This window comes from Gammaproteobacteria bacterium, assembly GCA_028817255.1.
Taxonomy (GTDB): domain Bacteria; phylum Pseudomonadota; class Gammaproteobacteria; order Porifericomitales; family Porifericomitaceae; genus Porifericomes; species Porifericomes azotivorans.
Genome location: JAPPQA010000164.1, coordinates 1 through 6722 on the forward strand (window position 1 = coordinate 1; position 6722 = coordinate 6722).

General features: G+C 65.5%; 6 protein-coding genes. 2 read left to right on the forward strand and 4 right to left on the reverse strand.

Annotated features, from left to right (window positions below):
* Positions 1-181: 181 nt before the first annotated feature.
* Complete coding sequence (locus OXU43_06850) at positions 182-853, reverse strand: hypothetical protein (protein ID MDD9824871.1); 672 nt, start codon at positions 851-853, stop codon at positions 182-184.
* A gap of 390 nt (positions 854-1243) precedes the next feature.
* On the opposite strand from OXU43_06850, the gene dapA reads away from it, so the two are divergent.
* Positions 1244-2137: a 4-hydroxy-tetrahydrodipicolinate synthase gene (gene dapA / locus OXU43_06855; GenBank protein MDD9824872.1), complete on the forward strand. Its 894-nt coding sequence runs from the start codon at positions 1244-1246 to the stop codon at positions 2135-2137.
* Positions 2138-2153: 16 nt separating this feature from the next.
* The gene (locus tag OXU43_06860; GenBank protein ID MDD9824873.1) at positions 2154-3053 is read left to right on the forward strand and encodes a hypothetical protein; all 900 of its coding nucleotides are present in this window, start codon (positions 2154-2156) and stop codon (positions 3051-3053) included.
* Positions 3054-3136: 83 nt separating this feature from the next.
* On the opposite strand, the gene der is transcribed toward OXU43_06860, so the two are convergent.
* From der to OXU43_06875, 3 genes are read right to left on the reverse strand one after another with little or no spacing between them, the layout of a single operon-like run.
* Entirely contained in the window at positions 3137-4558 is a 1422-nt protein-coding gene (gene der / locus OXU43_06865; protein MDD9824874.1) for a ribosome biogenesis GTPase Der, read from the reverse strand.
* Complete coding sequence (gene bamB, locus OXU43_06870; GenBank protein ID MDD9824875.1) at positions 4555-5706, reverse strand: outer membrane protein assembly factor BamB; 1152 nt, start codon at positions 5704-5706, stop codon at positions 4555-4557. The genes der and bamB overlap by 4 nt, the downstream gene beginning before the upstream one ends.
* Entirely contained in the window at positions 5703-6374 is a 672-nt protein-coding gene (locus OXU43_06875) for a tetratricopeptide repeat protein (protein ID MDD9824876.1), read from the reverse strand. The genes bamB and OXU43_06875 overlap by 4 nt, the downstream gene beginning before the upstream one ends.
* Positions 6375-6722 lie beyond the last annotated feature (348 nt).

Below are 6722 nucleotides of genomic sequence, written 5' to 3' on the forward strand. Positions count from 1 at the left end.
TCTATGCGGGATTCCGGCTTTCGCCGGAATGACGAGGTAAAGGGCGGGAATGGCGGGGTAAAGGGCGGGAATGGCGAGGTGGGGGCGCGGGAATGGCGCGGCGGGGGCGCACGGGAATAGCGGGGTGGGAATCGTTTCCCCTCGATTGCGTAACGGCTTGGGGGGCGCGCCTCAGATTGCTTCAGACATTATGAAACAGGTCGAGCCAGAACCGTAAAATGCTTTTAAAGGCACTTTCCTCTTGGCAAGAGTACTGCAATCCGTCCCGCACCCCTTGTCGTATTTCGTCTTGAAATATTTCCCGGCCCTCTTCCGGGCCAAGCACCCGAACCAGTTCCGGATAGGGATAGGCGGCGCCGTCCTGCATGACGAATTTTTGCTCCATAATTTTTCTCGCCGGAAACAACGTCTTGTATTTCAAGGACAGGGTTTTGTTCCCGCGGTCGAAACGATACTCCTCGACCCCCGGGAACACGGCATGATACCGCCTGATATCCCGAAAAGATTCGGGATCTGCAACGCTGGTGTTGTCCGCCACTATTTCTCCCGAAGGGAGTTTGATTTTAGTGAGTACGAAATCCTGAATATAATGGAGGGTCACCGCTTCCTCCGTTGCGGCTACGCTGTAAGTCCCGCCTTTCATGGCAGCCGTCAAGGGCCGGCGCTGATTCTCCCCCTCGAAATAGAAAGAGAGATGCCTTAGATTTACGGAATAGCTGTTCCACGCAAAGCGGAGCCCGTGCTGCTGGTCGCCGCTAAGACAGTGATAAGAATCCGCGTGCGCATTCGCAGCCGGACAGGACGCGAAAAACAAAGCCAACAGAGGCAAAACGGCGCGGCTCGATACTTTCATTTCCCATTCCTCCGATACGGCATTGTACCCCATTGCCGGGCGCAATCGCCTGCATAGAGCCCGGCCTTGGGGTTCCGCGGAGCCAGGGCCGGGTACGCCCGGCCTGGGTGCTCCAGCCCCTGAACGAGTCGCAATCCTGCCGTTCCCCGCCGATAGCGCCGCTCCCTTTCCCGCGGCTGTGCTGTTGCGCCCCCCTTCCGGGGCGCATCGGCACCCTCGCTGCCGGAAAAAACCCTCCGCTCGGCGCAATCGCGGATTTCGGGGTACATGCGCGGTAAAGCCAAAGCGTTCGCCACATGCGGCACCCGGGATGACGACGATGCGCCCTCGCGCCGAAACGCAAGCCGCCTCCCTGCTTGCCATATACGCGGATTCCGGTACCATGGCGGCATGTTGCGGGGAAGCATACCGGCCCTGATCACCCCTATGAAACAAGGGGTTTCTCCAGATACCGCCCTTGACGAAGAAAGCCTGTCCCGGCTTATGGAATTCCACGTGGAGCAGGGGAGCGACGCCGTGGTGGTGACGGGGACCACCGGCGAGGCGGCTACGTTGAGCCGCGACGAGCATTACGCCCTGATGTCCCGGGCGGTGGAGATGGCGGCGGGGCGGTTGCCGGTGATCGCCGGCACCGGGGCGAACTCCACCGCGGAGGCGACGGATCTGACGCGGGGCGCCAAGCGGGCCGGCGCGGACGCCTGTTTGCTGATTGCGCCCTACTACAACCGGCCTACCCAGGAAGGGCTTTACCTGCACTACAAGCACGTGGCGGAGGCGGTGGATATTCCCCAATTGCTGTACAACATACCGGGACGCACCGCCTGCGACCTGCTGCCCGAAACGGTGGCCCGCCTGGCCGGGCTTGCCAATATCGTCGGAATTAAAGAAGCTAGCGGGGACCTGGGGAGGGTCGCCCGCTTGCGAAAACTTTGCGGAGAGGATTTTCTGTTGTTCGATGGCGACGATGCGAGCGCGATGGATTTCATACTCCGGGGGGGACAGGGCGTCATCTCGGTAACCGCCAACGTGGCCCCCGCCCGTATGCGAAAAGTGTGCGACTGCTCCCTGGCCGGAGACCGGGAGAGCGCCGCCGCCGCCAGCGCCCCGCTGGAAGACTTGCACCAGGCGCTGTTCGTCGAGCCGAACCCGATCCCGGTCAAGTGGGCCCTGCACCGGATGGGCCTGATTGAGGCGGGCATCCGTCTCCCTATGACTTGGCTTTCCGAAAAATGCCGGGACACGGTGGCGCAGGCGATGCGGACCGCCGGAGTCCTGCAACATTAGCGTCCTCGCCCGACCCATGCGCGTTCCGGTTCGGTTCTCCGGCGTATTCCTTGCCGTGCTGGCATGCGTGCCGCTAGGCGCCTGCCAACTGTTGGACAAGGTGGAAGAGGACAGACGCACAGAGTATCTGAAGAGTCGCACCTTGCCGGACCTGGAGATCCCCCCGGACCTGGTCGCGGCGGACTCCGGGGAGCCGCTTGTCATTCCGGGAGAGGTGCCGGGCGAAGAACCGGCCGGGCCGGAACAGACGGCGGGCGAGGCACTGCCCGTACAGGAAGAGGCGCCGGAACAGGCGGCGGGCGAGGCGCCGCCCGTACAGGAAGAGGCGCCGGAACAGGCGGCGGGCGAGGCGCCGCCCGTACAGGAGGAGACGCCGGAACAGGCAGGGCGACAGGACGCCGGGGAAGACGCCGCGGCCGCCGAAGCGAGCGAATCGGAACCGGCGGCAACGGAACCGGCCGAGGCGGAATCGCAATTCGCCGCGGTTGCCGGGCGGCGGCCCGTCCCCAGCCCGCCGCTGGAGCCCGGCCTGCCGCCGCCGCGCCGGGATACCGTGCTGAACGAGCAACTGGTGAAGGTGCAGGGGGAGTGGAAGGAAGTCTGGCCTCTGCTGCGAAAATTCTGGGGCTCGAAGGGCTTGGCCCTGGACCTGGAAGACCTGTCGCTGGGGGTCATGGAGACGGTGTGGACGGTACCCTACCTGCAACAGGACATGACGGTGCGCAACCGCTTCAAGCTGTTTCTGGAGCCGGGCCCGGAGGAAGGCATTCTGCATGTGGTCCTTTCCTCGGAGAAAGAAGTATATCTGGAGCAGGAGGGAAGCCAGGAGGGCGACTGGCTGCTGCAGGATCCGGACCTGTTACTGGAAAAGAAGTACGCCAGCGAGCTGCAGGGCTTCCTCGGCGAGCACCTCTAAGGCGCGCTTAAGGGCGCCGCCCGGCGCCCGCCGCGATGGACCGGCGCAGGCCGGCCATGGTCTCCGTTACGCAGACGCCTCCGTTACGCAGACAATTCCGCGATGCGTTCCCCGCGTCCCGTATTTTTGCCCGCCGCGGGCCGTTCTTCCGGGGCCGTAAAGGAGACAAAGGGATTCTCCGACTGCCGGAACTCAAGCCCTACCGGAGTGCCGCTCAGGCCCAGTTCCGCCGTCATGAGATTGGCCAGGTAGCGGCGATAATTCCAAGGTATGCGGGCGACTTGCCGCCCGTGAATCACGATCCGCAATGGGGCCCTGCTGCCAATATGGGCGTATAAAAGGCGGATCCTGCGGCCCCTTACCATGGGCGGCGGATGCCTGGCCGCGGCCTCCCGAAGGATTCGGGTCAGCTTGGAGGTGGGGAAGTCCATGCACAGGGAGGCGGAGGCGCGCTCGATGGCGGCGAACAAGCCGCCCATGCCGTTGCCGTACAAGGCGGATATGTAGCGCACCTCCGTGCCGGGGGCGAAGACCAGCCGGCTTTCGATCTCCCGCCGCAGCCGCTTTTGCCGCGGCAGAGGCAGCCGGTCCCACTTGTTTACCGCGATGACGCAACGTTTCCCCTGCCGCAGCGCAAGGTTCAGCAGCTTGGCATCGCGGGCGACCAGCCCTTCTTCGGCCGTTGCGACCAGCACCACGAGCTGGGCGTCGGCGAAAGTCTGCAAGGACTTGGCAATGCTGAGCCGCTCCAGCCGCGTCGTCTTCGGGTAAGGGCGGATGCCGGCCGTATCGGTTACCGAGCAGCGCATCCCGGCAAGGGACAGGCCGTCGAGGTCGGTGCTGACGCTGTCGCGGGTGGTGCCGGGAACGGCGGCGGCGATCATCCGCTCCCGCCCCAGGATGCGGTTTACCAGGGTGGACTTTCCCACGTTGGGGCGGCCTATCACGGCGATGCGAAAGCGTTGCTCGTCGGCAGCGGCGGCGGCCGGTTTCGCCGGCGCCCGCAGGCCGGACAGCGCCCGCTCCATCAATTGCGCCACGCCGTTGCCGCGCAGGGCGGAAATCGCCTGCGGCGCGCCGCAACCCAGGGAGTAAAAATCACGCACCGCCCGCGCCGGCGCCTGCCCCTCGGTTTTATTGACCGCCAGGCAGAACGGCGGCCCCAGCCGCCGCAATCGGTGCGCCAGTTCTTCGTCTCCGGAGGTGGGGCCGGCGCGGCCGTCCGCCAGCCACAGCAAAAAGTCCGCATCCTTTGCGGCCCGCAGCGTATGCCGATTCGCCGCCCGCGCCAGGGGCGCCCGCCCCGCCTGCCATTGCCCCGGCAGGCCGCCGGTATCGGCAACCAGATGCGGGCGCCCGCCGTAGCGGCCGTTGCCCAGCAAAAGGTCCCGGGTCACTCCCGGGAAATCCGCCACCAGCGCGTCCCGGGTGCCGGTCAGCCGATTGAACAGCGTGGATTTTCCGGCGTTGGGATGCCCGACGATTACGATCAAAGGCAGAGTCAAGGCAGCCGCTCCGAGAAGGCCGCGATCTCTCCGCTGGCGGCATAGGCATACAGCAGGCGCTCGGTGGCGAGGGATGCCAGGACGGGGCTGCTGGCGAGCCGCACCCGGCCGGCAGGGCTCCCGTCGCTGCGGCGGAACCAATGCAGATAGCCTTCTTCGTCGCCGCAGACCACGTAGCGGTCGAACACGGCCGGGGGGGAAGACAGGCGCCGGTGGCGCAACAGGTCCTGTTGCCAGCGGGGTTCTCCGGTAGCGCGGTCCAGGGCGAGCAGGCGGCCTTCGTCGTCCGTGACGTACAGGTTGGAGTCGTCGGCGGCGAGGCCGCTGTAGGAAGAAACGGCATGCGTCCAGGAAATGCGGCCGGTCAGCAGGTTCACCATGGCGATGTTGCCCTGATAGCTGGACGCATATACGGAATGGTCCACGACCTCCAGTTCGGCATCCACGTCCACCATGCGCTCCAGCTCGGATCGGCCGCTAGGCGGGCTGACTTCGATCTCCCACAGCGGTTTGCCGCTGCTTAATTCGATGGCGGCCAGGTTCCCCGAGTCGAACCCCGCCAGGACAATGTTGTCGTGAAGCACCGGGGCGCTGGCGCCATGCAAGGTCAGGGGGGGCGGGTTAGTGCTATAGACCCACAATTTGCGGCCCGAGCGGGCGGCGATGCGGAACAGCTTTCCGTCCAGGGTGCGCACCAGGACGCTGTCCGTGCCGACGGCCGGGGGCGCCAGCACCTCGCTGGACACCCGGGCGTTCCACAACCGCTTGCCCTGGCCGGCATCGTAGGCCAGCACTTCGCCTTCGTCCGTGCCCACCACTACGATTCCCCCGGCCGCCCCCGGCCCGCCCGCGATCCGGGTTTCCGTATCCCGTTTCCAGATCTTTTTGCCGCTTTCGGCATCCAGGGCCAGCAGGTTGCCGGTACCGTCGGCGGCGTACAAGCGGTCGCCGTCCAGCACGATCCGCAAGCCCCGGCGCGCCAATTTTTCCGGAGTGCCGCCGATGTCCGCGGACCAGCGTTTTGCGATCCGAATCGCGTCGGCGATGCCGGCCAGGGCGGCCGGCTCTTTTGCCGCCGGTTTTTTGCCCGCGCCGCCGCAGGCCGCGGCGGCCAGCAACAAGACCGCCAACGGCAACAGGGTCCTCAACTCTTTCCCCCCGCGCCGGCCGCGGCGGGCCCCAGTTCCTCCAGCTTCATTTCCAGGAAGGGCGAGCGGCCGGCGGCCCCCGCCGCCCGCAATGCCTGGCGATAATATTCCGCCGCAAGGTCCTTGCGTTCCTTCAGCCACCAGAGGTCGCCTTGCAACTCGTAGTATGCAGGCGAGGGGTATGAAACCCGCACGGCTTGCAGCTCTTTTTCCGCCTCTTCGAGTTCCCGGGCCGCGAGCAGGACGCGGACCAGCCGCAGGCGCGCGATATGGCGAATCAGGGGCTCGCCGCCGTTTTCGAGCGCCCAGCGCAAGCGGGAGGCGGCCTCCGCCAAGTCGCCGTCTTCCGCCAGGAAGCGGGCATGCAGCAGCGCGGCGAAAGACGCATACGCGGTCTTCGGGTATTCCGCGCGCAATTGCTTGGCCAGTTTTTCCACGACCTCCATTTCTTCTAACCCGATCTGCTCGGCTTCCCCGAGTTCCGTCCGCGCCAGCAATTCCTGAAATATTCCGGAGGCCTCTTCCGCCAGCCGCAATTGCCGCGCCTCCCAAAAGCGCCAGCCGACCACGCCGCATACGCCGATGGCCAGCCCGCAGATCAGGGCCTTGCCGTTGCGCTGCCACCACTCCTGCAGAGCGCTAAGGTCTTCCTGGTAATATGGATCCATTCCGGTTGTTCCGTTGCGCGAAAGTTCCGCGCGAGAGTTCCGCCCGGCCCGCGGTATGGGCCGGCTACGGCCGCGATTTTACCTGCTGCGACCGCATATGGACAAGCAGCGGCGGGCGCCGCGTAGCCGTTACGCAATCGAGGGGAAACGATTCCCACCTCGCCATGGAGGGTAGATTCCTGCCTCCGTTAATGCAGTAAAGACAAGCCAGGGGCGAGCCTGCGTCTCATTTTTCCCATCACTCCCCCCTTCCATTACTCCCCCTTGAGGGGGAGTCGCAGCAGCCAAGCCGTCAGGCGCCGGCTGCCGCGGTGGGGGGAAGGCGGCCCTTGCGGTTCTCCTGGGCGG

Coding starts and splice junctions, on each gene's coding strand:
- OXU43_06850 (MDD9824871.1), bottom strand. CDS start 853: ATGAAAGTATCGAGCCGCGCCGTTTTGCCTCTGTTGGCTTTGTTTTTC.
- dapA (MDD9824872.1), top strand. CDS start 1,244: ATGTTGCGGGGAAGCATACCGGCCCTGATCACCCCTATGAAACAAGGG.
- OXU43_06860 (MDD9824873.1), top strand. CDS start 2,154: ATGCGCGTTCCGGTTCGGTTCTCCGGCGTATTCCTTGCCGTGCTGGCA.
- OXU43_06875 (MDD9824876.1), bottom strand. CDS start 6,374: ATGGATCCATATTACCAGGAAGACCTTAGCGCTCTGCAGGAGTGGTGG.